This is a genomic window from Mesorhizobium sp. L2C066B000, assembly GCF_000502335.1.
GTDB lineage: Bacteria > Pseudomonadota > Alphaproteobacteria > Rhizobiales > Rhizobiaceae > Mesorhizobium.
In genome coordinates this window covers 1,210,225-1,233,167 of record NZ_AYWZ01000001.1, presented here as the reverse complement: position 1 = coordinate 1,233,167, position 22,943 = coordinate 1,210,225, and the positions used below count along the sequence as shown (strand labels likewise).

Sequence of the window (22,943 nt, the reverse complement as noted above, 5' to 3'; positions counted from 1 at the left end):
AGGCGATGCTGTGGGGCGATCGCCTGAGGGGCACCTGCAACGACAACCCAACAGCGACCGGCTGATTCCGGCTCGGGAAATGCGATGCGCCGTTTCGCGGCCCTCATCACGTTGACGCTGCTGGCCGCCTGCTCGACCGCCGGCGATCTCGTGCCCTCGATGTCGCCATCCAGCAGCCCGACGGTTGCCGTGCGCGCACCGCGTTTCGAAGATTCCAAGCCGCATGAATGGGATAGCGGCGCGCCTTGGAACTATGCCGTTCACGGCACCGACGTCTCCAAATACCAGACCTCGGTCGACTGGCCGACGGCCAAGGCCAGCGGCATCTCCTTCGCCTTCATCAAGGCGACCGAGGGCGGCGACCGTTTCGACGAGTATTTCAACGAGCATTGGTCCCGCACCAAGGCCAATGGCATTCCGCGCGCGGCCTACCATTTCTTCTATTTCTGCACGCCGGCCGCCACCCAGGCGCGCTGGTTCATCCAGAACGTGCCCGTCGACCGCTCGGCCATGCCGCCGGTGCTCGACATGGAGTGGAACCCGCAATCGCCGACCTGCCGGCTGCGCCCGGATTCGGCGACGGTGCGGGCCGAAATGACCACCTTTCTCGAGATGATCGAGCGGCACTATGGCAAGAAGCCGATCATCTACACCTCGGTCGACTTCTTCGACGATAACGACCTTTCGACCTTCCGCGGCTATCCCTACTGGCTGCGCTCGGTGGCCGGCCACCCCCGCCAGAAGTACGGCAGCCACCCTTTCACCTTCTGGCAATACACCGGAACCGGTATCGTTCCCGGCATGACCGGCAAGTCCGATATCAACGTCTTCAACGGCACTGAGGCAGCCTGGAAAAAGTGGCTGCGGCAGAACACCCGTTGACACCGGCTCTGCCGCCTGCTTTTCGACGTCCCATGCGCACCTACCTGCAGCCACTGGGATATTTACGCCGGAAACAGTCGAAGAGCCGCCTGCGCTCCGGGCTGCTCGCGGCCCTGCTGCTCGGCGCTACGGCGATGCCGGCGGCGGCGCAGGAATGCGGCGGCGACTTCGAAACCTGGAAGCAAGGCGTGGCGGCGGAAGCCAAGGCAGCCGGTGTCGGCGCTGTCGGCCTTAACGCGCTGGAGGCCGCCACCATCGACGACAAGGTGCTCGCGCGTGACCGCGCCCAGGGCGTCTTCGCCCAGACCTTCATTCAGTTCTCCAACCGCATGATCTCGGCCTACCGGCTGAAGCAGGGCGCGGCCAATCTGAAGAAATACGCCGAAATCTTTGCGCGCGCCGACCAGCAGTTCGGTGTCCAGGCGCCGATCATCACCGCCTTCTGGGGGCTGGAGACCGATTTCGGCGCCGTGCAGGGCGAATTCCACACGCTGAGCGCCTTGGTGACGCTGTCGCATGACTGCCGCCGCCCGCAGCTGTTTCGGCCGCAACTGGTGCCGCTGTTGACGCTGATCGATCGCGGCGTCGTTCCGGCCGACGTCACCGGCGCCTGGGCCGGCGAGATCGGCCAGACGCAAATCCTGCCTTCCGACTATCTCGCGCGCGGCGTCGACGGCGATGGCGACGGCATCGTCGACCTCAGGCGCAGCGTACCCGACGTGATCATGACCACGGCCAACAAGGTGCTGTCGCGCGGCTGGAAACGCGACCAGCCCTGGATCGAGGAAGTGCGCGTGCCCGAGGACATGCCTTGGGAGCAGACCGGCCGCACCAACAAGCTGCCGCTGTCGCAATGGGCCGCCTGGGGCGTCGCCAACCCCGATGGCACGCCGCTGATCGACAATGGCCTGAAGGCCGGCCTGGCGCTGCCGATGGGCCGCAAAGGTCCGGCCTTCCTCGCCTACGACAATTTCGACGTCTATCTCGAATGGAACCAGTCCTTCACCTACGCGCTAACCGCCGCCAACTTCGCCAGCCGGCTGGCCGGGGCAAAGCAGTTCGACCCGCGCAATCCCGAAACCGGGCTCAATGGCGACCAGATGAAGGAATTGCAGACTAAGCTCGAAGCCAGGGGCTATGACGTCGGCACCGTCGACGGCATTCTGGGCACCAACACCCGCGAAGCCATCCGCAAGGAACAGATGCGGCTCGGCATGCCGGTAGACGGCTGGCCGACGCCGGAGCTTTTGGGGAAACTGTGAGTAGAATCTGCCCAAGCTGGGTTCCTTATTCCCTACTCCTTGCCCGGAAGAAGTCGATAAATGCCCGCAAAGCCGGGGGGACGTGCCTCGAACTCGGGTGATACAGGAAGAAGCCTGGAAAGCTGGGCGACCAGGGCTCTAGAAATCTCATCAGCCTGCCCGCATCGATCCAGGACTGGACCTGATAGTCGATCATGTAGGCAACGCCTGCTCCACCCAGCGCCGCGTTCAGCATCAGCTCGGTGTCGTTGACAGTCAGGCTGCCCTCGACGGCGATTTCCAGAGACCGTTTGCCGCGCGCGAACTCCCATCGATAGAGGTTGCCGCCACCAGGCCACTGGAATTTTATGCATTGGTGCTGATGCAACTCCTGCGGATGGCGCGGTATGGCCCGATTTTCGAGATAGACGGGAGCGGCCACCGCCGCCATCTGCAAATCCCCGCTCAGTTTCACTGCCACCATGTCCTTCTCCAGCCGCTCGCCAAGCCTGATTCCGGCATCGAACCGTCCTCGAACAATGTCGGTCAGCGTATCGTCGACGATGACGGTCAGCGCTATATCAGGATAGGCGCGTTGGAAGTCGCCAAGGATCGGGCCGATGAACCGCACCGCGGCAACACGCGGCACGTTTATTCGTAGCGAACCCGCCGGCCGATCACGCGCGGCATGAATGTCCGCTACGGCGCCCTCTAGCTCTTCGAACGCAACGGCAAGGCGCGCAAACAGCGTCTCGCCGGCACCAGTGGGTGAAACACTACGCGTCGTGCGATTCAGCAACCTGACGCCGATGCGAGCCTCCAGTTGCCGGATCGACTGGCTGAGCGCCGGCGGGGAAACACGCAGCCGGGCGGCGGCGCGGACGAAACTACGCTCTTCCACGATTGCGGCAAATGCCTTGAGCTCGGCGAATTCAGAACCGCGCATTGTGTATCCCTAGATTAACAAGCTAGTCAGATAATAGGCCATTATCTGATCAGTTGCATGGCCCTATTTCTCGACTAGCGGACCCGTCGGATGAATCCGGCACGGGCCTGAATGATTGAAGGAAACGTATCATGCCCAAGTCCTTGCAAGGCAAAACCGCACTCGTCACCGGCAGTTCGCGCGGCATTGGGCGAGCCATCGCCGAAGGCCTCGCCTCCAAGGGCGCTGCCGTCGTCGTCAACTATGTCGGCAACCACGAAGCCGCTGACGAGGTCGTGGCCGCGATCGCCGGCAAGGGAGGAAAGGCGATCGCCGTCCAGGCCGACATATCAAGCGTCTCGGATATTCATCGCCTGTTTGACGAGGCTGAGAGTGAGTTCGGCGCGATCGACATCGTGGTTGCCAATGTCGGCGTCGCCGTCATCAAGCCTCTGACCGAGGCAACCGAAGCCGATTTCGACCATGTCTTCGGCACCAATGCCAAGGGCACGTTCTTCGTGCTTCAGGAAGCAGCGCGCCGTGTGCGAAACGGCGGCCGCATCATCGCGGTCTCCACCGGCGGCACCAAGATGTTCTTCACGCAAACGGCGCTCTATCTCGGCAGCAAGGGCGCCGTCGAACAATTCGTCCGTGTGCTCTCGCGTGAACTCGGACCGCGCGGCATCACCGTGAATGCGCTGTCGCCTGGCTTCACCGACACGGACCTGCTTCCCGAGCGCGATCGCGCCGTGGCGGCCGGCATGTCTCCATTTGGCAGGATCGGCGCGCCCCGCGACGTTGCCGATGTCGCGGTCTTCCTGGCCAGCGACGAGGCCCGCTGGCTGACCGGCGAGAATATCCAGGCCGGTGGCGGGGTCGCTTAGTCCGCCATCGTCTCCAGGCTGGCGAATCCCTGCGGCGCATCGCCTTCGTCAAACGGCGTCGTCACCTCGACGAAGGTATCGGGATAAAAGCCGTTGAAGCGGGTTCTCAGCGACAGCGAATAGGCGCCGATATGGCCGATCTCGATCCAGTCGCCGGTGTCGACGGTTTCCGGCAGCCAGAACGGCCGCGACAGGATGTCGACGGAATCGCAGGTCGCGCCGCAGACCTTGAACGGCACGATGTTCTTCTCCTCGCCATTGCGCGAGCGGATCGCCGGATCGGGGATGAAGCGGGCCGGCAGTGTGATCTTGCCGGTCCAAGAATCCGACAGCGACGCCCAGATGCCGTCATTGATGTAGAGCCGCTTGCCCTTGCGCAGCAGCACCCGCACGATCAGCGACAGGCAGCGCGCCACGATCACCCGGCCGGGCTCGGCCACCAACGGGATCTGGTCGAACTGGTATTCCCTCAGGTCGCCCGACAGCCGCGACATGATCTGGCCGAGCGACGGCATCTCGATCTGCTTGCGATTGGGGTCATGGCCGTACTCGGCGGGAAAGCCGCCGCCGATATCGAGGCCCGCAATGTCGAAGGTCAGCCGGTTGCGCACCCAATCGGCGGAGGCCAGCGCCCGTTCATAGGTGTCGGGATCCTCGATCTGGCTGCCGACATGGAAGCACAGGCCGACCTTGTAGCCGGTGCGGTTGAGCCGCTCGGCGAGTTCCACCGCATAGGCCGGCCCGGCGCCGAATTTCTTCGACAGTTCATAGGCCGCCGAACCCTTGGTTTGGATTCGCACGAACACGCTGATGGAGCCCGGATCGATGTCAAGCGCCCGCACCACCCGCGTCAGCTTGGTGATCTCGTCCTCATGGTCGAGCGAAATGACGCGGATGGCGTATTTTTCCAGCGCAAGCTTGATGTCCGACTGCGCCTTGACCGGATGCATGTAGAGCATCTCAGCGTCGGGTGAGACGGCGCGCACTGCGGCGAACTCGCCGGGCGAGGCCACATCGAAGGCGGTGACGCCGGCTTCGACCAGCGCCTTCAGCACGATCTGCTCGCCATTGGTCTTGACTGCGTAGGCGGTCTTGCCGGGAAACATGCCCATGAACTGTTTGGCATCCGCCTTCAGCACCTGCGGGCGAAAGCAGTAGACCGGATCGTCCGGCCGAAGCGCCAGCGCCGCCTCGCGGGCATTCTCGAATCGCTGCATGGACGAATCCCCTGACTTCTCGGCTGCGCACAATTAATCCAAGCTAGCGGCCAAAGAAAACAATTCTGTGTCTGGCGGGCACTGACCCAGCGGCGCACCCTCCTGGCAGCACTGTTGCCAGCAATCAGGTTTCGGGTGGCTCTTGTCGCCGGACCCGATATGCCTTCTGCCTGAGTGGCTGGCATTGATGCCGCGGGGAAGGACGTTCACGATGGCAATAGCCACGACAGCCGTGCAGCGCGGACCGATGACGCTGAGGGACTGGGGACAGCTTCTGCTGCTCGGCGCCATCTGGGGCGGCTCGTTCTTCTTTGCCCGCATCGCCGTTGCCGAAATGCACCCGCTGGTGCTGGTGCTGTTTCGCGTTGCCATCGCGGCCATTGCACTGCAGCTCTATCTCGGCATTCGCGGTCCGTCCTTCCGCCTCGCCTTCCCGCATGCCGGCCTGTTTTTCCTTTTGGCGCTCGCCAACAATGTCGTCCCGTTCTCGCTGATCTTTGCCGGCCAGACCGCGCTTGGCGCCGGCGTCGCCTCGGTGCTCAATGCGACGACGCCGTTCTGGACGCTGATCCTCGCCAACGCGCTGACAGCGGACGAAAAGCTCTCCTGGAACAAGCTTGCCGGCATCGGGCTCGGCATCGCCGGCACCGCTGTCATGATCGGCCCCGGCCTGCTGGCCGGGCTCGGCGGCCCGGTCTGGGCGAAATTCGCGCTGATCGGCGCCTCGCTGTCTTACGCCGTCGCGCTGATGATTGCCCGCCGCTTCAAGGGCGTGCCCTCGCCGGTCATCGCCACCGGACAATTGACGGCGTCGACTATCATCATGATCCCGGTGGTGCTGCTCACCTATGGCCCGGCCGGCCTGTTCTCGGCCTCGCCGCCGGTCTGGACGGCGGTGCTGGCGCTGGCGCTGCTCTCCACCGCCTTCGCCTACATCCTCTATTTCAACCTCGTCGCCTCGGCCGGCGCCACCAACGCCTCGCTGGTCACGCTCATCGTCCCGGCCAGCGCCATCCTGCTCGGCCTCCTGTTCCTCGGCGAGCGGCTCGCTCTGTTCGAGTTCTGCGGCATGGCACTGATCGCGCTTGGCCTGGTGACGATCGACGGGCGGTTGTTTGGTCGGCGCTAATGCCTGTCGACCAAAGTGCGCAGCGGTTTTGGAACAACGACGCGCTTTAGGTCTGGTAGCGCTGCCATGCCTCGCTTTCGTCACAGCCACGTCACAATTTATTCACAGGCTACCAGCGGGTTTTGCCGAAGAGTTTCAATGCCTAACGCCAGGTGGCAGGTCGCAAATTCCACAATCGCGTCGCATTGCAGCATATTTTCCGCTTGCCTGTGGCACAAATGCCCCTAGACTCCACCCATAGCTCTTGAAGAGGAGACTATGACATGGGACTTACGAGGCCAATCAACGCATTGATGATCTGTGCTGCATTTGCCTTCATTGGCGCCCTTATCATAGGTGTTCTTCCGTAACCGCCGGAGCGGAAGAACAGCAGCAATAGCCCACAAATTCGAAAGGCCGGGTGTTTCGCCCGGCCTTTTGCATTTCAGATTTCATACCACGATGAAGCTCAGGCGGCGGCGGATCCAGCTGCCTCTGTTTCGTGGGAGCGGATGCCGATCATATGGCAGATGGCAAACACCAGGTCGGCCCGGTTCATGGTGTAGAAATGGAAGTCGCTGACGCCGCGCTCGACGAGATCGAGCACCTGCTCGGCCGCCACGGCAGACGCCACGAGCGCATGCGTCTGCGGATCTTTGTGCAGCCCTTCGAACCGCTCGGCCAGCCATGCCGGCACCAGGGCGCCGCAGCGTGCCGAGAAATTGGCGACCTGGGTGAAATTGTGCACCGGCAGGATGCCGGGCACGATCGGGATGTAGATGCCGGCGCGGCGCGCCTTCTCGACGTAACGCTCGTAGAGATCGTTGTCGAAGAAGAACTGGGTGATCGCCCGCGTCGCGCCATTGTCGGCCTTGCGCTTCAGCATGTCGAAGTCGGTGGCAAAGTCCGGACTTTCCGGATGCTTTTCGGGATAGGCCGAGACCGAGATGTCGAAATCGCCGGCGTCCTTCAGCGCTCCGACAAGTTCGGCGCCATTGGCATAGCCATCGGGATGCGGCCGGTAGGCGGTGCCGACGCCGGCCGCCGGATCGCCACGCAAGGCGACGAAGCGCTTCACGCCCATATCGGCGAATTCGCGGACGACGGCGTCGACCTCATGGCGGGCGGCGTCGACGCAGGTCATGTGAGCCGCCGGCGTCAGCGTCGTCTCGTTCAGGATGCGCTTGATCGTGCGCGCCGTGCGTTCACGCGTCGAGCCGCCGGCGCCATAGGTCACCGAGACGAATCTCGGCTTCAGCGGCTCCAGCCTGGTGACGGTGTCCCAGAGCCTGGCTTCCATCTCGTCGGTCTTCGGCGGGAAGAACTCGAAGGAAACGCGCACCTTGTCGCCGATGTCGGGACGGCGGGAAAAGCGGAACTGGTTCATCAGGCGATTTCCCCCATAGGGTACGCTTTGGTGGGTTGGGTGTCATTTGAAGGCTCGGCCATCAGCATGCGGCGGTCGCGGCCGAGCCACAGCTTGACGGTGAGCCTGGCTTCGTTGCCGCCGCGCGGCTCGAATTCCTGGGCATCCTCGAGATCGAGCCCGGCATCGGCAAACCATTCGGAGATCTGGCGGTCGGAAAAGCCCAGCCTGACATGCGCATGCTGGTCGCGCAGGAATTCCAGTGCATGCGGCGCGAAATCGACGATCACCAGCCGGCCCGACGGGCGCAGCAGCCTTGCCGCCTCGCGGATGGCGCGGGCGGGATCGTCCAGATAGTGCAGCACCTGATGGATGGTGACGAGGTCGAAGGCGTCGCGCTCGACCGGCGGCGCGAAAATGTCGCCTTGGCGGACCTGCGCATTGGCGATGCCTGCCTTGTCGAGATTGGCCCGCGCCACCGTCAGCATTTCCCGCGACATGTCGATGCCGACGCCGCGCCGGTAGAGCGGCGAAAATATCTCCAGCAGCCGCCCGGTACCGGTGCCGAGGTCGAGCATCGACTGGAATGGCCGCTTGCCGACCAGCTTGAGGAGTGCGGCTTCCACGGCGCGGTCCGGCACATGCAGCGAGCGGATGTGATCCCAGCTGGCGGCGTTCTCGGAGAAATACTCGGCGGCACGGTCCTGCCGCTTGCGCTTGACCGATGCCAACCGCTCGAGATCGCGCTCGACCTGCGGATCGGCGCCGCGAATGCCGGAGACCAGCCCCATGACGAAGTCGCGCGCGGAATCCGTATCCGACAGCCGGAAGAAGGCCCACGAGCCCTCCTGGTAGCGGCCGATCAACCCGGCCTCCAGCAGCAGCTTCAAATGCCGCGACACCCGCGGTTGCGACTGGCTGAGGATCTCGGTGAGGTCGGACACGGTGAGATCGCCGCGCGACAGCAGCGCCAGGATGCGGAGCCGGCTCGATTCGGCCGCAGCCTTCAACGTATCAACCATCGTATCGAGCGAAACATGCATCGGCGCGTTCTCGTTGAAAAAGATATAAACATATGTTTATGTCAGCTTTGACGACATGGCAAGGCCTATGTCGCTTCCTGACAAGAAAATGCCGCACACATGATCCCCGCCTGAGAGAACCGCTTTTCACTGACGATCGGCTGGAAACTTGTGCTAGGGCGAAAGCCATGTTCGAGAAGCGCGACGGCGAAAAGCTCCTGCAGGCCGACCCGGCTGACATGCCGGCGGATGGCCATATCGTGTTTATCGGCCGCATCGCCTCGCCATGGACCACGCGCGAAAGCTGCCCGAAGAACATGCGCGCCGCCCGCGAGACCGGACTGGCGGCCACCGTTCTCATCGACCCACCCTATCGCGACGGTCTGCTTGCGCTGGAGCGGGCCAGCCACATCGTCCTCCTGTCCTGGCTGCATTACGCGCCGCGAGGACTGATTGTGCAGAAACCCCGCCATGCGGCTGAACCGAAAGGGGTTTTCTCGCTGCGCTCCCCTGCCCGGCCGAACCCGATCGGATTGCATGTCGCCGGCCTGATCGCCGTCGACATCGACAACGGCCGCATCGCCATCGACGCCATCGATGTTCTCGACGGCACGCCAGTGATCGACATCAAGCCCTATTTCGCCTCGACCGACGCCTTTCCCGAGGCGACCATTGCCGGGCGTGACGAAAAATGAGTGCGCCCACCGGCCGCCGCCGCGCCATCGCCAAGGCGCTGACCGCACTGCTGCCCCTGGCGCCCTATGCCGATATGGAGAAAATCCGCACCGAGGCCGGCGCCGTGCACATGAAGACACTGCCGCCGGGCATCGCGGTCTGGCTGGCGACGATCGCCCATATCAGGCACGGCCATACCGACTATGAAAAGCTGCTGGCCGAGGGCTATGACCGCGACTCGGCGCGGTTCTTCGTCATCGAGCAAACAAACATGGTGCTGACCCGTTGGCGCGCCACGCGCCTGCTCGATGCAGAGGACGAAGAGGAATAACTTCAGCTACCGTCGCTTCAATACGGCAACCGCATTGTAGGGCTGGCCGTCGGCCTGGCCAACCCAGGTCCAGGACAGGTTCCCTTTGAAAAATCGGACGGTGATGCCGCCACCGTCGATGCACTTGTCCTGGCCGTAGCTGATGTTTTCCCGGTATTCCGCCGAACTGTCGTCGCGAGAAATCTGGGTCAACGATCCGCCGCAGCCGAGCGACGGATAGTCGATCGACGCGGCGCCATCGCCGATTGTCATTGCGATCGCCCAATCGGCGCCGGCAGCACCGGCCGGACTTTGATGACCGCTGCCGGTCCAGACGCCGTTGAGCCCCGCCGCGTTGACCACGCAAGGCACGTTCTGAAAGATCGGCGTCAGCTCGCTGCCCGTCTTCTCGCAACGATAGGTCTGGCCGTTCTGGCACAGCGCCTCGCCCTCGCGAGCGCATTGCGCGAAGGCATGGCCAGTGACGAAGACGAGGAAAATTGCAAAGCTGATGGTCCGAAAAGATCTGCCCATTTTGCCCCTCCCGGCCGGATATTTTCAAGCCGGACCATAGGGCATATCGAATGTGCTACCTAGGACAAACAGCGATGGTTGGGTGGCCCTATGCCGCCTGCAGGGGACCATTAGCTTGACTCTGCCGTATCAAGCCGAAGGGACCAATCGCCATGAACCGAAGCTCAGCAGCGGGTAGCATCGTGCCATTGCCTTCCATGTCCGACCGCCACATCGATCCGCATTCCTATCCCGACGGCATCGCCTTCCTCGACGGCCAGTATCTGCCGATGTCGCAGGCCAAGATCTCGGTGCTGGATTGGGGCTTTCTGCATTCCGACGCCACCTACGACACCGTGCATGTCTGGGACGGGAGCTTCTTCCGACTCGACCTGCATCTCGACCGCTTCTTCGCCGGCTTGCAAAAACTGCGCATGACGATCCCGTCCGACCGCGATGGTGTGGCCGAGATTCTGCACAATTGCGTGGCGCTGTCAGGCCATCGCGCCGCCTATGTCGAAATGCTGTGCACACGCGGCGCCTCGCCGACCTTCAGCCGCGATCCGCGCCAGGCGGTCAACCGCTTCATGGCCTTCGCAGTTCCCTTCGGCTCGGTCGCCAATGCCGAGCAGTTGCGGCGCGGCCTGCATGTCGCCATTAGCGACAAGGTGCGCATTCCGCCGGTCTCGATCGATCCGGCGATCAAGAACTACCACTGGCTCGACCTCGTGCGCGGCCTCTACGACGCTTATGACCGTGGGGCCGAAACCGCATTGATTCTCGACTTCAACGGCAATGTCGCCGAAGGCCCCGGCTTCAACGTGTTCTGCGTCAAGGACGGCAGGCTGTCGACGCCAGCCGCCGGCGTGCTGCCCGGCATCACCAGGCGCACCGTCTTCGACCTCTGCGCCGAAGCAGGCCTTGCCGCCGACTCGGCCGATGTCAGCGTTGCCGCGCTAAAGGCTGCCGACGAAGTCTTCATCACTTCCACCGCCGGCGGCATCATGCCGGTGACAGTGATCGACGGCGCTGCTGTCGCCGACGGCAAGATAGGCGGGATCACAAAGCGCTTGATGGCGCTCTACTGGCAAAAGCATGACGACCCGGCCTGGTCGAGCGCGGTGCGCTATCCCTGACCGGCGAAGGTCCTGCTCCACACGATGACGTGACCAAAAAGATTCCCCCTCGCCTCTGGAAAATCGCTCGACGCACCGTATATCGCGGAAGCGGAGAAGCCTCCGCTTCCCAGTTCACGGCCCGCATGGGCAAGGATTCCACGTCATGACAAGCAAGGTTTGGTTCATCACCGGATCGTCGAAAGGCTTTGGCCGAGTCTGGGCCGAGGCCGCACTCGCTCGCGGCGACCGTGTCGCCGCAACCGCGCGCGATGCCGGCACGCTCGCCGATCTCGTCGCGAAATACGGCGATAATGTCGCCGCGATCAAGCTCGACGTCACCGACAAGAAGGCTGTCGATGCGGCCATCGCCGAGGCGCACAAGCGCTTTGGCCGGCTCGACGTCGTCATCAACAATGCCGGCTATGGCCATTTCGGCGCCATCGAGGAAGTCAGCGAACAGGAAGCCCGCGACCAGATCGAGACCAATGTGTTCGGCGCGCTCTGGGTCACCCAGGCGGCTTTGCCGATCATGCGGGCGCAGGGCTCCGGCCATATCATCCAGATCTCGTCGATCGGCGGCGTCAACGCCTTTGCCTCGCTCGGCCTTTACCATGCCTCGAAATGGGCGCTCGAAGCCTTCAGCCAGTCGCTCAGCATCGAGGTCGCCGAATTCGGCATCCATGTGACGCTTGTCGAACCGGGCGGCTTCTCCACCGATTGGTCCGGCGCCTCGGCCAAGGTCTCCAAAGCGATCGAGGCTTACGCGCCGGCCCGTGCCAAGATGGCGGAACGCCGCGCCAACTCGGTCGCCGGGGACCCCGATGCCACCGGACCGGCGATGCTTGAAATCGTCGACGCGGCCGAGCCGCCGCTGCGCGTCTTCTTTGGCGATGGCGGCCTGCCGATGATCAAGCAGGAATACGCCAACCGCATCGCGCTGTGGGAAAAGTGGGACTACGTTTCCGTCGAGGCGCAGGGCGCCAAGAAGAACCGCAAGGCGGCCTGAGCGCGTCTTGAAATCCGGCTGCGTCGCCCCGGCGGCGCAGCCCTTGCCCTAGCCCGGTGCTAGGATCGATAAATCCACTGCTCGGGCACGCGCACCGAGATCTCTTCCCCTGTTGTCATACGACCCGGTTTCTCGACCCAGGCAACGAGGCCGCGCAGCCGTTTCGCCGCCTTCGGGAAGGCCAGCGCGCCGGCCTCCGGATCGGCCATCCCGGCGTTTTCGGCAATCGAACGTCCGGCAATCCGGCAAGGTCCGTTCTGCGCATCAACCTTGATCGTCACGCCACCTCTGAAGAACAGCAGCGTGCCTGACGGCAGCATCGAGAGATGCGGCACGCCTTCGATCAGCAGATTGGCGCCGATCCATTCCGGCTTGATCTCGGTCAGCCCCATCCGCTCGGCAACGACGCCGAGTTCATTCGCTGCTACGATTGATATCTGCCGCTCGTTGCGGATTTCGGTGCCGCGCGGATACCAGGGTTCGCGACCGCCGGAACGACGGGTGGCGCCGGCGTGGAAGTCGCCGTCGATGCCTTCGAAACCGAGCTGCAATGCTTCCACCGGGCGCGTCTGGAACTGATTCGACGGTGCGACGTACAAAGCGGCCACTTTGGCGGACAGCTTCCTGGCGGGGATGATGTCGACCGGCTTCTCAGACTCCGGGAAGAGGTCCAGCATGGCTTCGTTCCTTCTGCAGGATGACGTCGCAAATAGCCGTAGCCGTGGGCTCGGGTCCAGTCGAAAGCGATGATGATTCGATCAAACCGGCTGATAGCGTCCATCGGCATCGTCATGAAGGCAATGCTGGAGGAACGCTTTCTGCGCGGAGAACTCGGCAACGCCTATGACGACTATGCCCGCCGCGTACCGATGCTGGTGCCGTTCATGCCGGCCTGATTACAGCATCCGCAAAAGCGCGCCGCCGATCGAATAGCCGGCGCCGAAGGCGCACAGCACGCCGAAATCGCCGGGCTTCATGTCGGCGTGGTTTTCCGACAGCGCGATGATGGCGCCAGCGCCGGCGGTGTTGCCGAGCCGCTCCAGCACCATCGGCGCGCGGTCATGGTCGACCTCGTGGCCGAAGGCCAGTTTCAGGATCATGGCGTTCATTCGCGCATTGGCCTGATGCAGCCAGAATCGCCTGATGGCTTGCGGCGTCAGCCCGTGCTCGGCGAGGAATTCGACAATGAATTTGTGGCCGGCGACGGTGACTTCCTTGAACACCTTGTTGCCGACCTGTTTGATCAGATTGCCTTCGAGGTTGATCATGTAAGGATCGTCCTGGGCGGTGCGGGTGTGATAGCCCAGATTGGTGCGGATATTGTTCGACATCTGCGTCCAGGTGCGCGTGTCCAGCACCTCGAAACGCCCCGGCCGCCTCTCGCCCTCGCCCAGCCCCTCGACCACCATCGCCACCGATGCATCGCCGAAGATGAAATGCGTCTGCCGGTCGCGGAAATTGAGATGGCCGGTGATGATCTCCGGCGTGACCACCAGCACGCGCTTGTGCGCGCCCGCCCGCACCAGATTGGCCGCAATGTGCAAGGCGGCCGCGGCCGATGAACAACCAAGCCCCATGTCGAAGCCGGCGCCCTTGGTGCCCAGCGCCTCCTGCATTTCGATGGCGATCGCCGGATAGGGCCGCTGCTGGTGCGAGGCCGAGCAGATCACCAGGTCGATGTCGGAGGCTTTCAGCCCGGCATGGTCGAGCGCCTTCCGGGCCGCGGCCACGCCGAATTCGGCCTGCAGCGACAGTGCATCGTCCGGTCGCGCCGGGATGCGCGGCGCCATGCGAGTCGGATCGAGAATGCCTTCGCGCTCGATCACATGCCGGGTCTGGACGCCCGAGGCATGGACGATGAAGGCGCTGTCGGATTTCTGCAGCAGCGTCTCATCCGTGCCTTGCCGGCGCGCATTGTCGGTGTCGACCCAGGCGTTGAAGCTGGCGACCAGTTCTTCATTGGTGATCTTGGCTTCAGGGATTTCAACGCCGATGCCGCTGATGATGACGCGATGCATATCCAGTCCGTCCATGCGCAGGCGTTGTCGTTCTCATGTGAACGACGAGGGGGCGCGACACAACACTTTTCTCACCCCACCGGTTTACGCCGGCTTAAGCCACAGGCTGTGGGCGGATATCCTCGGGTGCAGAGTGCTAGCCGGCCCGCTTGGCGACGATGAAGATACGCGGAAAGCGCAGCAGCACCTTGCCGTTTGCGGTCTTCGGATAGGCCTCGGTGATCTTGGCGGTGTAATTGTCGAGGAATATCTTGCGCTCGCCGGCGTCGAGCGGATCGAGAAACGGCTTCAGCCCCGTCGACTTCACCCATTCGACGATCGCCTCGGCGTCGGTCAGCGGATGATTGTAGGCCGTATGCCAGATATCCACCCGGATGGAGAGCGGCGACAAGAGATCATAATAGAACGACACCGCCGGCAGCGGTCCGCGCGCAGCACCTGCCATCTTGGCGGCGAACGGCATTTCGGCGGCCGTCTCGCGCATCAGCCGATGCGACGGCTCAAGCAGATTTTCGGGCATCTGGACGGCGAGCGCACCGCCCGGCGCGAGAAAGCCCATCAGCCGCTGGAACACTACCGGGTGGGTGGGCAGCCATTGGAACACCGCATTGGCGAAGATGACGTTGACCGGCTCGGCCGGCCGCCATGTCGAGGCATCGGCGAGGTCGAAATTGACGCTGGGCAGGCGCGCCCTCGCCTTCTCGATCATATCGGGAGAGGTGTCGAAGCCGCTCACCTCAGCGTCCGGCCAGCGCTCGACCAGCAGCTCGGTCGAGTTGCCCGGGCCGCAGCCGATGTCGACCACCCGGCGCGGGAAATCCACCGGCACCTGCGCAACAAGATCGCGCGCCGGCCGCGTGCGCTCATCCTCGAATTTCAGATATTGGGCGGCGGACCAATCGGATTTTGCTTCAGTGGCTTGGCTACTCATCCATACCTCGCGACGGTGCTGACTTCCACCACCACGATGATAAGCCGGCTGTCCTACGGTGCCGCGCCTCCTTGTTGGACGCAGAACATCTGTGGCACTTTTCGCATGATCGTTTCCGAAAATCGATTCCGATTTGGGAGGCGGCGCGCTGGTCCGAACACGACACTCCCCGCCAGCATAGATTGACGCGCGAACGCATTCCGTAGACCATTTCTGAATGAAAATGGGATTCCAAGAAACTCAGGCGGCATACGGCAGCGGTTCGCAGAGCGCGAGAATTTGGACGGAGCAGTGGGCATCAGAATGGCTATACTGTCCCAACTGCGGTAATTCGCACCTGACACAGTTTCCGGCAAATCGTCCCGTAGCTGATTTTTACTGCAATAAATGCGATGATGAATACGAACTAAAAAGCGCAAAGAAACCATTTAGCAAAAAACTCACCAATGGAGCGTATAGCAGAAAAATAGAGCGACTGAATTCGTCCACTAACCCTAACTTTTTCCTACTAAAATACAATTTCAATCAACGATTCGTAGAATCCGTCTTCGTTATTCCGAAACATTTTTTCTCGCCGGAAATCGTAGAACCTAGGAAGCCGCTCTCGCCAACGGCACGCCGCGCTGGCTGGATCGGTTCAAACATTCTTCTTAATCGGGTCCCTGAGGCGGGAAGAATCCACCTAGTCAGGAACGGCATCGTCACCTCGAAAGACGAAGTTCTGGCTGCTTGGAACCGCACCGTGTTTCTACGGGAGACGCCTCATGAAATCAGAGGATGGCTCATTGAGGTAATGCGCTGTATCGAGTCGATTGGCAGAGACGAATTTGATATCGACGAGGCTTACGCATTTGAAAAAAGGCTTGCCCTCCTTTACCCAAACAATCGGAATATTAGGCCAAAAATCCGTCAACAACTTCAGTATCTTCGCGACAACGGATTTCTTGAATTCTTATCACGCGGTCGGTATCGTATTGCGCGATAGCGCAGGTGATCTGCCCTTAGATCGTTCTTAGGTGCTTGAAATGGCTTGGTATCTCAACAATTACAGATGCTACAGATGTCATAGGTACTGGGCTACGGATTGGTCATGTAACTGTGATGACGAATGCCCATATTGCCAAGCACGGGATGCAACGGCCATCGACAGCGTTGATCTAACTAACATTGTGGTCCAGGAGAACGATGCTTTCATAGTGCTAAACTCCCCATCCACGGCAGAGCATCAACCCGACTATCGGGAAATTGCGCGATTCCCCTCGGCCAAGTTGGCCGAAGATTTCATACAAAATCTCAATGATGAAGCTTAAAAGCAGCTACCGCGTCAGCCTCTTGTAGGTCATCCTGTGCGGGTTGACGGCTTCGGGGCCGAGACGACGGATCTTGTCCTGCTCGTAGTCCTCGAAATTGCCCTCGAACCATTCGACATGGCTGTCGCCCTCGAAGGCGAGGATGTGGGTGGCCAGACGGTCGAGGAACATACGATCGTGCGAGATGATGACCGCGCAGCCACCAAAATTTTCCAGCGCGTCTTCGAGCGCCGCCAGCGTTTCGGTGTCGAGATCGTTGGTCGGTTCGTCGAGCAGCAGCACATTGCCGCCGGTCTTCAGCATTTTTGCCAGATGCACGCGGTTGCGCTGGCCGCCGGAGAGGTTGCCGACCTTCTGCTGCTGGTCGCCGCCACGGAAGTTGAACGACGCACAATAGGCGCGCGTGTTGGCCTCGAACTTGCCGAGCTTGACCACTTCTGCGCCGCCGGAAATCTCCTCCCACACCGTCTTTGACGGATCGAGCGCATCGCGGCTCTGGTCGACATAGCCGAGCTTCACCGTTTCGCCGACGCGCACAGAGCCGGCATCCGGCGTTTCCTGGCCGGTGATCATGCGGAACAGCGTCGTCTTGCCGGCGCCGTTCGGGCCGATGACACCGACGATGCCGCCCGGCGGCAGCTTGAATTCCAGGCCTTCGATCAAAAGCGTGTCGCCAAAGCCCTTCGACAGGCCTTCCGCCTCGATCACCACATTGCCGAGCCGCTCGCCATGCGGAATGACGATCTGCGTATCGCTCGGACGCCGCTTGTCGGCTGCATCCAGCAGGTCCTGGAACGCCTGGATACGCGCCTTGGACTTGGTCTGGCGGGCTTTCGGGCTGGACTGGATCCACTCGCGTTCGCGGCCGATGGCGCGCTGGCGGGCGTCGTCCTCGCGGCCTTCCTGCTTGAGGCGCTTGGCCTTGGCTTCGAGATATTTGGTGTAGTTGCCTTCATAGGGAATGCCGCGGCCGCGATCGAGCTCGAGGATCCATCCCGTGACATTGTCAAGGAAGTAGCGATCGTGGGTGATGATCATCACGGCGCCCGGATAAGCGCGCAGATGCTTTTCCAGCCACGCCGTGGTTTCGGCGTCGAGATGGTTGGTCGGTTCGTCGAGCAGCAAGAGGTCGGGCTGACGCAGCAGCAACTGGCAGAGCGCGACGCGTCGGCGCTCGCCGCCTGAAAGCTTGGTGACCTCGGAATCCTTGGGCGGGCAGCCCAGAGCTTCCATCGCCATTTCGACCTGCTGTTCGAGATCCCACAGGTTCAGCCGGTCCATCTCGTCCTGGAGCTTGGCCGACTCGTCAGCTGTCTCGTCGGAATAATTCATCATCAATTCGTTGTAGCGCTCGATGATGGCGGTCTTGGCGGCGACACCTTCCATGATGTTCTCGAACACCGTCTTGTTGGCATCGAGCGCCGGCTCCTGCGCGAGATAGCCGACGGTGGCGCCTTCGGCGAGCCAGGCTTCGCCGTTCCACTCCTTGTCGAGCCCGGCCATGATCTTGAGGATCGTCGACTTGCCCGAGCCGTTGGGGCCGAGGATGCCGATCTTGGCGTCGGGATAGAAGGAGAGATGAACATTCTCAAGCACCTTCTTGGTACCATAGGCCTTGTTGAGGCCGGCCATGTGATAGATGAACTGGCGTGCCACGCGCGCTTTCCTTGATGATGACCGAAATGTCGGATTGAATGGAGGTTGGCCGCTATGTAGGCGATGCCGGGCCGAACGGCAATCGCTTTTGCCATTTCAAGCCGGGTGTACACCGCACGTTAAGTTTTCCGCCGGTTGTAGGGAGCGTTGAAATCCCCGGTTAACCCTTCAGCGTCAAAACAGGATTGATCGCTGGCCTGTCGCGATCGAAAGTAAAGATCGGACCGAAGGTAGTGCTGAACAGTTTCCTGCTCCTTGCCGAAGCGGTCGTCTACTTCAGCGTCATGGTCACGCTGTTCCGCTTCAGGGATCGCATCGGCCTCGGCGTCTTCGTCTGCGCGCTGGGCGCCATGCATTTCCTCGAAACCTATCTCGCCAGCGTCTTCTATGTCGCCCTGCCCTTCGGCATGGTCTCGCCAGGCTCGGCGGTGCTGTTCTCCGGCAAGCTGGTGATGCTGCTTCTGCTCTACATGAAGGAAGATGCGGCCACGGTGCGCCAGCCGATCTATGGCCTGCTGCTCGGCAACGCCTTGATGATCGGGCTGGTCCTGATCCTGCGCCTGCACGATATTTCAGCCCTTTCCGACGGCAAGCTTCCCGATATCGGTTTCATCGACCAGTTGGGCTGGCTGATGGTGTGGGGCACGACGCTGCTCTTCATCGACGCCATCCTGATCATCCTGCTTTACGAAAAGCTCGGGCGTTATCTGCGCAAGGCGCCGTTCTCCCGCATCCTGATTTGCGTCGCCTGCGTGCTCACCTTCGACCAGGCCGGATTTTTCACCGCCCTGCATTTCGTCGCAGGCGCACCGATCGCCGTCTTCTTCGGCGGCTGGTTCGCCAAGATGGGTGCCGCTTTTGCTTACAGCGCCATGCTTGTCGCCTACCTCAGATGGTTCGAAACGCGGCGGGTTACCGCACCGCGCGGATTGTCCGACGTCTTCGATACCTTGACCTACCGCGAGCGCTACGAAGCCCTGGTCGAACATGTCGGCCGCGACGGCCTCACCGGCCTCTTGCACAGGGGACGCTTTGACAGCGACGGCGAACGTCTGGTTGCCGTCAGCCTGCGCACGGCCCAGCCGCTCAGCCTGCTGATCGTCGACGTCGATCATTTCAAGTCGATCAACGATCGCTTCGGCCATGCCGAAGGCGACAGGGTGCTGAGATCGATCGCCCAGGTGCTGACCCAGGCGGTCGGCGCGCACGATCAGGTTTTCAGGATCGGCGGCGAGGAGTTCGCCATCTTTTGCTCGCAACCGCATGCGGTCGCCAGGTTGCTCGGCGAAAACATTCGCCAGGCCGTCAAGACGTGCGCAAACCGCTTCGACATCAGCGTCAGCGCCGGCATCGCCACTGTCGACGGGACCGTAGGCTCGCTTGCCGATCTCTTCGCCCTTGCCGACGAGCGTCTCTACAAGGCCAAGTCCACCGGGCGCGACCGCGTCATCGGAGAACCGAGGGACGATGCCGAAGACCTCAGCACGCGGACAGTGTCCACGCGCGGCGTCAGCGGATAAGGCTGTCAGCTCCGCTTGCGTTGATGCAACGCGCCGACCGCAACTGAAACGGCTATCAGCGCGATGGCCAGCCATTTCAGCGTGGTGATGATCGGACTTGCGTCGATGTCATAAGCGATGAACAACAGAATGCCGGGCACCAGCAGGCCGCACATGACCAGTATGATGCGGTTGATCTGCCAAGACACTTTTGCTGCCAGCGCTTCGTCACCGGCTTCGCCGACAAGACCGGCGCGCATCTCCCGGGAGATGGCCAACGCGCTCGACAGGCGCATGGAGATCGGCAAGCCGAGCCCGATTATGAGGAAGGCACACGCCGCCAGCAGAGCCGAGAATTTGAGCGCGCTGGTCTCGGCCGGCACCGGAAACAAAAGTGTCGCCAGCGGCAGGAAGACACAGACGATCCCGAGCGCGGCAATGGCGATGAAGATCGCGGCATTGACCCAAGTGAACAGCTGGTAGCGGCCTGCCCCGATCGGCGCGGCAAGCACGCGCATGCGCGCCCACTCGGCATCGGTATAGGAAAAGCCCGGCCATTCCATGCGGCCGTCTTTTATGGCTGTCATTCCCCTGGCCCAGAAAGCCAGCCGCGCCAGCCCGCCTGATGTCATGCCACTCATCGCCACCCCCGCCGAATGAATCACAGCCAGACCATATCACCGCGTCACTGCCAAGCGACAGACGGATATCCTACTGGAACCCGGCGGCATCGACCGAACCCTTCGGACAGCCCGCCTTGGTCGTCGGCGCCGAGGCGAGCATGAGAGTGCCCAGCGAACTGTCGGGGCCGATCGGGCCGGTCAGGCCCAGCGTCAGCTCGCCGATCAGCCGCCTGCCGCTCGACGGATCGACCAGGCAGGAGACACGCACCCGCGCGCCCGCCCCGGCGCCGAAGGCGCTGTCGAAGGTGCTGCGGATCTGGTCCGAAGTGAGCTGCTTGCCGACATTCCTGGTGAAGAGCTCGCGCACCGGCGAGGCATTCACCGCCCGCATCAGGTTCAGCGCCTCGGCAAAATACTCCTGCTGGCTCTTGCCGTAGCAGGTGCCGTGCTTGATCCATTCATGCCGTTCGAGCTTGGAGGCGGTGCCCGGCATAACCTGGTCGAGCTCGGCGCGCGTAGCGGCATCGAGATCGACCGGCGGCAGGTCTGCCCAATGGGCCGGATTGTCATTGGCCTTGTCGCTCGCCGGCACCTGGCAATAGAAATTGCCGTTCGGCTGCGGCCAGAGCCCATGCAATGTGAAATGCGACGCGTCGAAGCCGCCCGCCGTCTGCGCCTGGCATTCGGGCTTGCTCGACTTGGTTTCGCAGAAGGCCGGCTGCCAGCTCAGCGCGAAAACATATTCGGGTTTTCCTGAAGCCGGCGCCGCAGGCTTGCCCTGATCGGCGGGCGCGGCCGGCTGGGCGGCTGCGCTGCCGCCGGTGACATGACCGCAGCTGATCTTGACCCAGCGACGCTCAGGATCGGCGCCCGGCACGCGGATGAGGTAATGCGTCGGCGCATCCTTGTTGCCGGCCAGGAGGTCGTAGCTCTGTCCAGCCGTTGTCGCGATATTGCCGGGGTTCTTGCCGCTCTTGATTGCCTGCGTTGCTGGACAGGCAGCATCGGCCACGAAGGAGCCGCTCATCTTCACATCGGCGCGCGCTAGGCCGACACCGGCCAGCGCCACCAACACCGCACCCCATATCGCCGATATCCGCATTCCAGCACTCCTAGCGTTTCATAGCGCAAGCTAGAAACGTGTGACATGTCAGAATTACGATTTCTTTCGTCCGCCGCAAAAAACAATCGCTCGGTCGATCAGACCCCGCCCTCCTCGACCCGCTTCGTCAACATACGCAGCAGATCAAGCGCGGTCTCAAGCACGCGAGGCTCGATGCCCTCGCTGATGCGGTTGGCCCAGACATGCTGGCGCGTGCCGATATCCCTGATCGCGGCCCGGCCCGCATCGGTCATCGCCAGGAGCTTGGCGCGGCGGTGCGCCGGGTTGTCCGCATAGGCGGCGAGCCCTTCGGCGGCCAGAATGTCGGCAAGGCGCTGCACGCTCTGGCGGGCAAGCCCCATGTGGCGGGCAATGTCGGCAACCGATTTCGGCTCCTTCAGCACCGCGCCCAGAACCTGCCAGCGCGCCGCCGTCAACCCGGCAGGCTCCGCCAGCCGGTCGGCCGCGTCGAGAAACCCGCCATTCAGCCGGAACACGGCAAGCACCAGTTCGGTGAGCACATCTCCGGCTTCGGTCCTGCTTGTCATTTCTGGCCGGCCTCGATGGTGGAAACGAAAGTGTTGACGGCTTCAGCCACCGCCTCCGGCTTGTCAAGCATCACCCAATGGCCGGAACCGGCGACGGTTCTGTGGCCAATTCCGCTGCGCAGCCGAAACAGGGCCGCCGCATTGTCATTGGCCTCCGTGGCCAGCACGAAGATCGGCCCGTGATAGGCGTCGAGCGTCGGTTCGGGATTCCATTCCGCCAGCGCCTTGCCAACGCCTGCCCGAGCCGCCGGATCGACCACCGCCGCATCGGCGATGACCTGTTTGCGGACATCTGGGTTGGAGCCGGCGATCGAGGTGTAATAAGCGCTCAGGACATCGCCGCCGTTTGGCCCCGCCAGATCGCGCACGAACCCGTCGCGAATCTCTTTGGGCAGGGCGCGCGGATCGGTCGCCGGATCGACCAGCAGGATGCCGGCAACACGGTCGGCATGGCCGGCGGCATAGGCGAGCGCGGCCCCACTGCCGCCGCTATGTGCAACGAGGACAAACCGCTTCAGGCCGAACGCATCGGCCACCGCACCAATATCGTCGGCACGGCCGTCATAGCCGTAGTCGGCATCAGCTGCAGGCGCCGATGCGCCATGGCCGCGAAAATCGAAGGCGACCGCCTCACGGCCACCTGCGGTGAGCTGCATCACCCGGTTCCACTGTGTGGCGCGGCTGCAGTCGCCATGCGCGAACAGGATCGGCAGGCCGTCGCCGGATTTGATGTCGTAGCCGGCAAGCTGGCCCTGCGGGCCGGCAATGGTTGAGGTCTTCATGGTCGTCTCCCTGGTCTGGCTGGAAGCAATGCCGGGCAGGAGCATTGCGGATGAAAGGCTCGCCAGCAGAAACGCGCGGCGCGAAACGGTCGAAACGGTTTTCATACTCATGTTCCCGATGTAATTTGACAGTATGCTGTCATATAACCAAATTGACAGCAAGCTGTCAATAGTGACCCCGGCTGATTTCGACCTCCCCTTGACGTC

Annotated in this window: 24 protein-coding genes; 11 read left to right on the top strand and 13 right to left on the bottom strand. The window is 62.4% G+C overall.

Translation table 11 applies throughout. From position 1 onward, the window contains the following. The first annotated feature begins 159 nt into the window (after positions 1 to 159). Both X733_RS160210 and X733_RS160215 read left to right on the top strand, forming a co-directional pair. A complete protein-coding gene (locus X733_RS160210) occupies positions 160 to 882 on the top strand; it encodes a glycoside hydrolase family 25 protein (RefSeq protein ID WP_245259982.1) in 723 nt (240 codons plus the stop codon). Positions 883 to 914: 32 nt separating this feature from the next. Continuing rightward, positions 915 to 2,144 carry a lytic murein transglycosylase gene (locus X733_RS160215; protein WP_023817940.1) on the top strand — a complete coding sequence of 410 codons (1,230 nt, stop codon included), beginning with the start codon at positions 915 to 917 and terminating at the stop codon, positions 2,142 to 2,144. A gap of 25 nt (positions 2,145 to 2,169) precedes the next feature. Here X733_RS160215 and X733_RS160220 read toward each other — a convergent pair whose 3' ends face one another. Beyond that, positions 2,170 to 3,069 (bottom strand): LysR family transcriptional regulator, encoded by a 900-nt coding sequence (locus tag X733_RS160220; RefSeq protein ID WP_023690858.1) that lies wholly within the window; start codon positions 3,067 to 3,069, stop codon positions 2,170 to 2,172. A gap of 131 nt (positions 3,070 to 3,200) precedes the next feature. Here X733_RS160220 and X733_RS160225 point away from each other — a divergent pair, with 131 nt between their 5' ends. Then, positions 3,201 to 3,932, top strand: coding sequence for an SDR family oxidoreductase (locus tag X733_RS160225; RefSeq protein WP_023690857.1), 732 nt, complete (start codon positions 3,201 to 3,203; stop codon positions 3,930 to 3,932). Here X733_RS160225 and X733_RS160230 read toward each other — a convergent pair. Continuing rightward, positions 3,929 to 5,149 carry an alanine racemase gene (locus X733_RS160230; RefSeq protein ID WP_023817939.1) on the bottom strand — a complete coding sequence of 407 codons (1,221 nt, stop codon included), beginning with the start codon at positions 5,147 to 5,149 and terminating at the stop codon, positions 3,929 to 3,931. The two genes, X733_RS160225 and X733_RS160230, sit on opposite strands and share 4 nt — an antisense overlap. 211 nt (positions 5,150 to 5,360) lie before the next feature. Between X733_RS160230 and X733_RS160235 the strand changes: the two genes are divergently transcribed. Then, entirely contained in the window at positions 5,361 to 6,278 is a 918-nt protein-coding gene (locus X733_RS160235; RefSeq protein ID WP_023682155.1) for a DMT family transporter, read from the top strand. Between the two features lie 448 nt (positions 6,279 to 6,726). Here the strand turns inward: X733_RS160235 and metF are convergent, their stop codons facing one another. Together metF and X733_RS160245 are read right to left on the bottom strand one after the other, a co-directional pair. Beyond that, positions 6,727 to 7,644 carry a methylenetetrahydrofolate reductase [NAD(P)H] gene (metF, locus tag X733_RS160240; RefSeq protein WP_023725374.1) on the bottom strand — a complete coding sequence of 306 codons (918 nt, stop codon included), beginning with the start codon at positions 7,642 to 7,644 and terminating at the stop codon, positions 6,727 to 6,729. After that, the gene (locus X733_RS160245) at positions 7,644 to 8,666 is read right to left on the bottom strand and encodes a metalloregulator ArsR/SmtB family transcription factor (RefSeq protein WP_023735976.1); all 1,023 of its coding nucleotides are present in this window, start codon (positions 8,664 to 8,666) and stop codon (positions 7,644 to 7,646) included. The genes metF and X733_RS160245 overlap by 1 nt, the downstream gene beginning before the upstream one ends. Before the next feature lie 167 nt (positions 8,667 to 8,833). Here X733_RS160245 and tsaA point away from each other — a divergent pair, with 167 nt between their 5' ends. Both tsaA and X733_RS160255 read left to right on the top strand, forming a co-directional pair. Continuing rightward, a complete protein-coding gene (gene tsaA / locus X733_RS160250) occupies positions 8,834 to 9,340 on the top strand; it encodes a tRNA (N6-threonylcarbamoyladenosine(37)-N6)-methyltransferase TrmO (RefSeq protein ID WP_023817938.1) in 507 nt (168 codons plus the stop codon). Next, positions 9,337 to 9,651, top strand: coding sequence for a DUF2293 domain-containing protein (locus X733_RS160255; RefSeq protein ID WP_023668245.1), 315 nt, complete (start codon positions 9,337 to 9,339; stop codon positions 9,649 to 9,651). Before tsaA ends, X733_RS160255 begins: the two co-directional genes overlap by 4 nt. 6 nt (positions 9,652 to 9,657) lie before the next feature. Here X733_RS160255 and X733_RS160260 read toward each other — a convergent pair whose 3' ends face one another. Then, positions 9,658 to 10,164, bottom strand: a complete 507-nt coding sequence (locus X733_RS160260; protein WP_023682159.1) for a hypothetical protein — start codon at positions 10,162 to 10,164, stop codon at positions 9,658 to 9,660. A 152-nt stretch (positions 10,165 to 10,316) separates the two neighbouring features. Between X733_RS160260 and X733_RS160265 the strand changes: the two genes are divergently transcribed. Beyond that, positions 10,317 to 11,279, top strand: coding sequence for a D-amino acid aminotransferase (locus tag X733_RS160265; RefSeq protein ID WP_023817937.1), 963 nt, complete (start codon positions 10,317 to 10,319; stop codon positions 11,277 to 11,279). 145 nt (positions 11,280 to 11,424) lie between these two features. Then, entirely contained in the window at positions 11,425 to 12,267 is an 843-nt protein-coding gene (locus tag X733_RS160270; RefSeq protein ID WP_023705567.1) for an SDR family oxidoreductase, read from the top strand. A gap of 59 nt (positions 12,268 to 12,326) precedes the next feature. On the opposite strand, the gene X733_RS160275 is transcribed toward X733_RS160270, so the two are convergent. Further along, positions 12,327 to 12,944, bottom strand: a complete 618-nt coding sequence (locus tag X733_RS160275; protein WP_023817936.1) for a molybdenum cofactor sulfurase — start codon at positions 12,942 to 12,944, stop codon at positions 12,327 to 12,329. 72 nt (positions 12,945 to 13,016) lie between these two features. Here X733_RS160275 and X733_RS1000000167660 point away from each other — a divergent pair, with 72 nt between their 5' ends. Next, complete coding sequence (locus tag X733_RS1000000167660; protein WP_245274385.1) at positions 13,017 to 13,163, top strand: hypothetical protein; 147 nt, start codon at positions 13,017 to 13,019, stop codon at positions 13,161 to 13,163. On the opposite strand, the gene X733_RS160280 is transcribed toward X733_RS1000000167660, so the two are convergent. Both X733_RS160280 and tam read right to left on the bottom strand, forming a co-directional pair. After that, the gene (locus X733_RS160280) at positions 13,164 to 14,285 is read right to left on the bottom strand and encodes a beta-ketoacyl-ACP synthase III (protein ID WP_023817934.1); all 1,122 of its coding nucleotides are present in this window, start codon (positions 14,283 to 14,285) and stop codon (positions 13,164 to 13,166) included. It abuts the gene before it with no gap. 136 nt (positions 14,286 to 14,421) lie between these two features. Next, positions 14,422 to 15,216 carry a trans-aconitate 2-methyltransferase gene (gene tam, locus X733_RS160285; RefSeq protein ID WP_023817933.1) on the bottom strand — a complete coding sequence of 265 codons (795 nt, stop codon included), beginning with the start codon at positions 15,214 to 15,216 and terminating at the stop codon, positions 14,422 to 14,424. Between the two features lie 217 nt (positions 15,217 to 15,433). On the opposite strand from tam, the gene X733_RS1000000167655 reads away from it, so the two are divergent. Next, positions 15,434 to 16,201 (top strand): DpnI domain-containing protein, encoded by a 768-nt coding sequence (locus X733_RS1000000167655; protein ID WP_081740593.1) that lies wholly within the window; start codon positions 15,434 to 15,436, stop codon positions 16,199 to 16,201. Positions 16,202 to 16,532: 331 nt separating this feature from the next. On the opposite strand, the gene ettA is transcribed toward X733_RS1000000167655, so the two are convergent. Beyond that, positions 16,533 to 18,182, bottom strand: a complete 1,650-nt coding sequence (ettA, locus tag X733_RS160290; protein WP_023668235.1) for an energy-dependent translational throttle protein EttA — start codon at positions 18,180 to 18,182, stop codon at positions 16,533 to 16,535. Between the two features lie 233 nt (positions 18,183 to 18,415). On the opposite strand from ettA, the gene X733_RS160295 reads away from it, so the two are divergent. Beyond that, the gene (locus tag X733_RS160295; protein ID WP_023817932.1) at positions 18,416 to 19,702 is read left to right on the top strand and encodes a GGDEF domain-containing protein; all 1,287 of its coding nucleotides are present in this window, start codon (positions 18,416 to 18,418) and stop codon (positions 19,700 to 19,702) included. Between the two features lie 5 nt (positions 19,703 to 19,707). Here X733_RS160295 and X733_RS160300 read toward each other — a convergent pair whose 3' ends face one another. From X733_RS160300 to X733_RS1000000167060, 4 genes are all read right to left on the bottom strand, one after another. After that, complete coding sequence (locus X733_RS160300) at positions 19,708 to 20,322, bottom strand: hypothetical protein (RefSeq protein WP_155924155.1); 615 nt, start codon at positions 20,320 to 20,322, stop codon at positions 19,708 to 19,710. Positions 20,323 to 20,392: 70 nt separating this feature from the next. Then, on the bottom strand, positions 20,393 to 21,406 hold the full coding sequence (locus X733_RS160305; RefSeq protein ID WP_023817930.1) for a ribonuclease: 1,014 nt from the start codon (positions 21,404 to 21,406) through the stop codon (positions 20,393 to 20,395). Positions 21,407 to 21,504: 98 nt separating this feature from the next. After that, positions 21,505 to 21,954: a MarR family transcriptional regulator gene (locus tag X733_RS160310; protein ID WP_023714791.1), complete on the bottom strand. Its 450-nt coding sequence runs from the start codon at positions 21,952 to 21,954 to the stop codon at positions 21,505 to 21,507. After that, positions 21,951 to 22,841: an alpha/beta hydrolase gene (locus X733_RS1000000167060; RefSeq protein WP_023817929.1), complete on the bottom strand. Its 891-nt coding sequence runs from the start codon at positions 22,839 to 22,841 to the stop codon at positions 21,951 to 21,953. The genes X733_RS160310 and X733_RS1000000167060 overlap by 4 nt, the downstream gene beginning before the upstream one ends. Positions 22,842 to 22,943: the final 102 nt, after the last annotated feature.

What these genes read in the sequence shown, in the direction of transcription:
- metF (WP_023725374.1), bottom strand. Translation starts at nt 7,644, where the DNA reads ATGAACCAGTTCCGCTTTTCCCGCCGTCCCGACATCGGCGACAAGGTG.
- X733_RS1000000167655 (WP_081740593.1), top strand. Translation starts at nt 15,434, where the DNA reads ATGAAAATGGGATTCCAAGAAACTCAGGCGGCATACGGCAGCGGTTCG.
- X733_RS160245 (WP_023735976.1), bottom strand. Translation starts at nt 8,666, where the DNA reads ATGCATGTTTCGCTCGATACGATGGTTGATACGTTGAAGGCTGCGGCC.
- X733_RS1000000167060 (WP_023817929.1), bottom strand. Translation starts at nt 22,841, where the DNA reads ATGAAAACCGTTTCGACCGTTTCGCGCCGCGCGTTTCTGCTGGCGAGC.
- X733_RS1000000167660 (WP_245274385.1), top strand. Translation starts at nt 13,017, where the DNA reads ATGATTCGATCAAACCGGCTGATAGCGTCCATCGGCATCGTCATGAAG.
- X733_RS160215 (WP_023817940.1), top strand. Translation starts at nt 915, where the DNA reads ATGCGCACCTACCTGCAGCCACTGGGATATTTACGCCGGAAACAGTCG.
- X733_RS160305 (WP_023817930.1), bottom strand. Translation starts at nt 21,406, where the DNA reads ATGCGGATATCGGCGATATGGGGTGCGGTGTTGGTGGCGCTGGCCGGT.
- X733_RS160260 (WP_023682159.1), bottom strand. Translation starts at nt 10,164, where the DNA reads ATGGGCAGATCTTTTCGGACCATCAGCTTTGCAATTTTCCTCGTCTTC.
- X733_RS160300 (WP_155924155.1), bottom strand. Translation starts at nt 20,322, where the DNA reads ATGAGTGGCATGACATCAGGCGGGCTGGCGCGGCTGGCTTTCTGGGCC.
- X733_RS160280 (WP_023817934.1), bottom strand. Translation starts at nt 14,285, where the DNA reads ATGCATCGCGTCATCATCAGCGGCATCGGCGTTGAAATCCCTGAAGCC.
- X733_RS160310 (WP_023714791.1), bottom strand. Translation starts at nt 21,954, where the DNA reads ATGACAAGCAGGACCGAAGCCGGAGATGTGCTCACCGAACTGGTGCTT.
- tsaA (WP_023817938.1), top strand. Translation starts at nt 8,834, where the DNA reads ATGTTCGAGAAGCGCGACGGCGAAAAGCTCCTGCAGGCCGACCCGGCT.
- tam (WP_023817933.1), bottom strand. Translation starts at nt 15,216, where the DNA reads ATGAGTAGCCAAGCCACTGAAGCAAAATCCGATTGGTCCGCCGCCCAA.
- X733_RS160275 (WP_023817936.1), bottom strand. Translation starts at nt 12,944, where the DNA reads ATGCTGGACCTCTTCCCGGAGTCTGAGAAGCCGGTCGACATCATCCCC.
- X733_RS160265 (WP_023817937.1), top strand. Translation starts at nt 10,317, where the DNA reads ATGAACCGAAGCTCAGCAGCGGGTAGCATCGTGCCATTGCCTTCCATG.
- X733_RS160255 (WP_023668245.1), top strand. Translation starts at nt 9,337, where the DNA reads ATGAGTGCGCCCACCGGCCGCCGCCGCGCCATCGCCAAGGCGCTGACC.
- X733_RS160270 (WP_023705567.1), top strand. Translation starts at nt 11,425, where the DNA reads ATGACAAGCAAGGTTTGGTTCATCACCGGATCGTCGAAAGGCTTTGGC.
- X733_RS160225 (WP_023690857.1), top strand. Translation starts at nt 3,201, where the DNA reads ATGCCCAAGTCCTTGCAAGGCAAAACCGCACTCGTCACCGGCAGTTCG.
- X733_RS160210 (WP_245259982.1), top strand. Translation starts at nt 160, where the DNA reads ATGTCGCCATCCAGCAGCCCGACGGTTGCCGTGCGCGCACCGCGTTTC.
- X733_RS160220 (WP_023690858.1), bottom strand. Translation starts at nt 3,069, where the DNA reads ATGCGCGGTTCTGAATTCGCCGAGCTCAAGGCATTTGCCGCAATCGTG.
- X733_RS160230 (WP_023817939.1), bottom strand. Translation starts at nt 5,149, where the DNA reads ATGCAGCGATTCGAGAATGCCCGCGAGGCGGCGCTGGCGCTTCGGCCG.
- X733_RS160235 (WP_023682155.1), top strand. Translation starts at nt 5,361, where the DNA reads ATGGCAATAGCCACGACAGCCGTGCAGCGCGGACCGATGACGCTGAGG.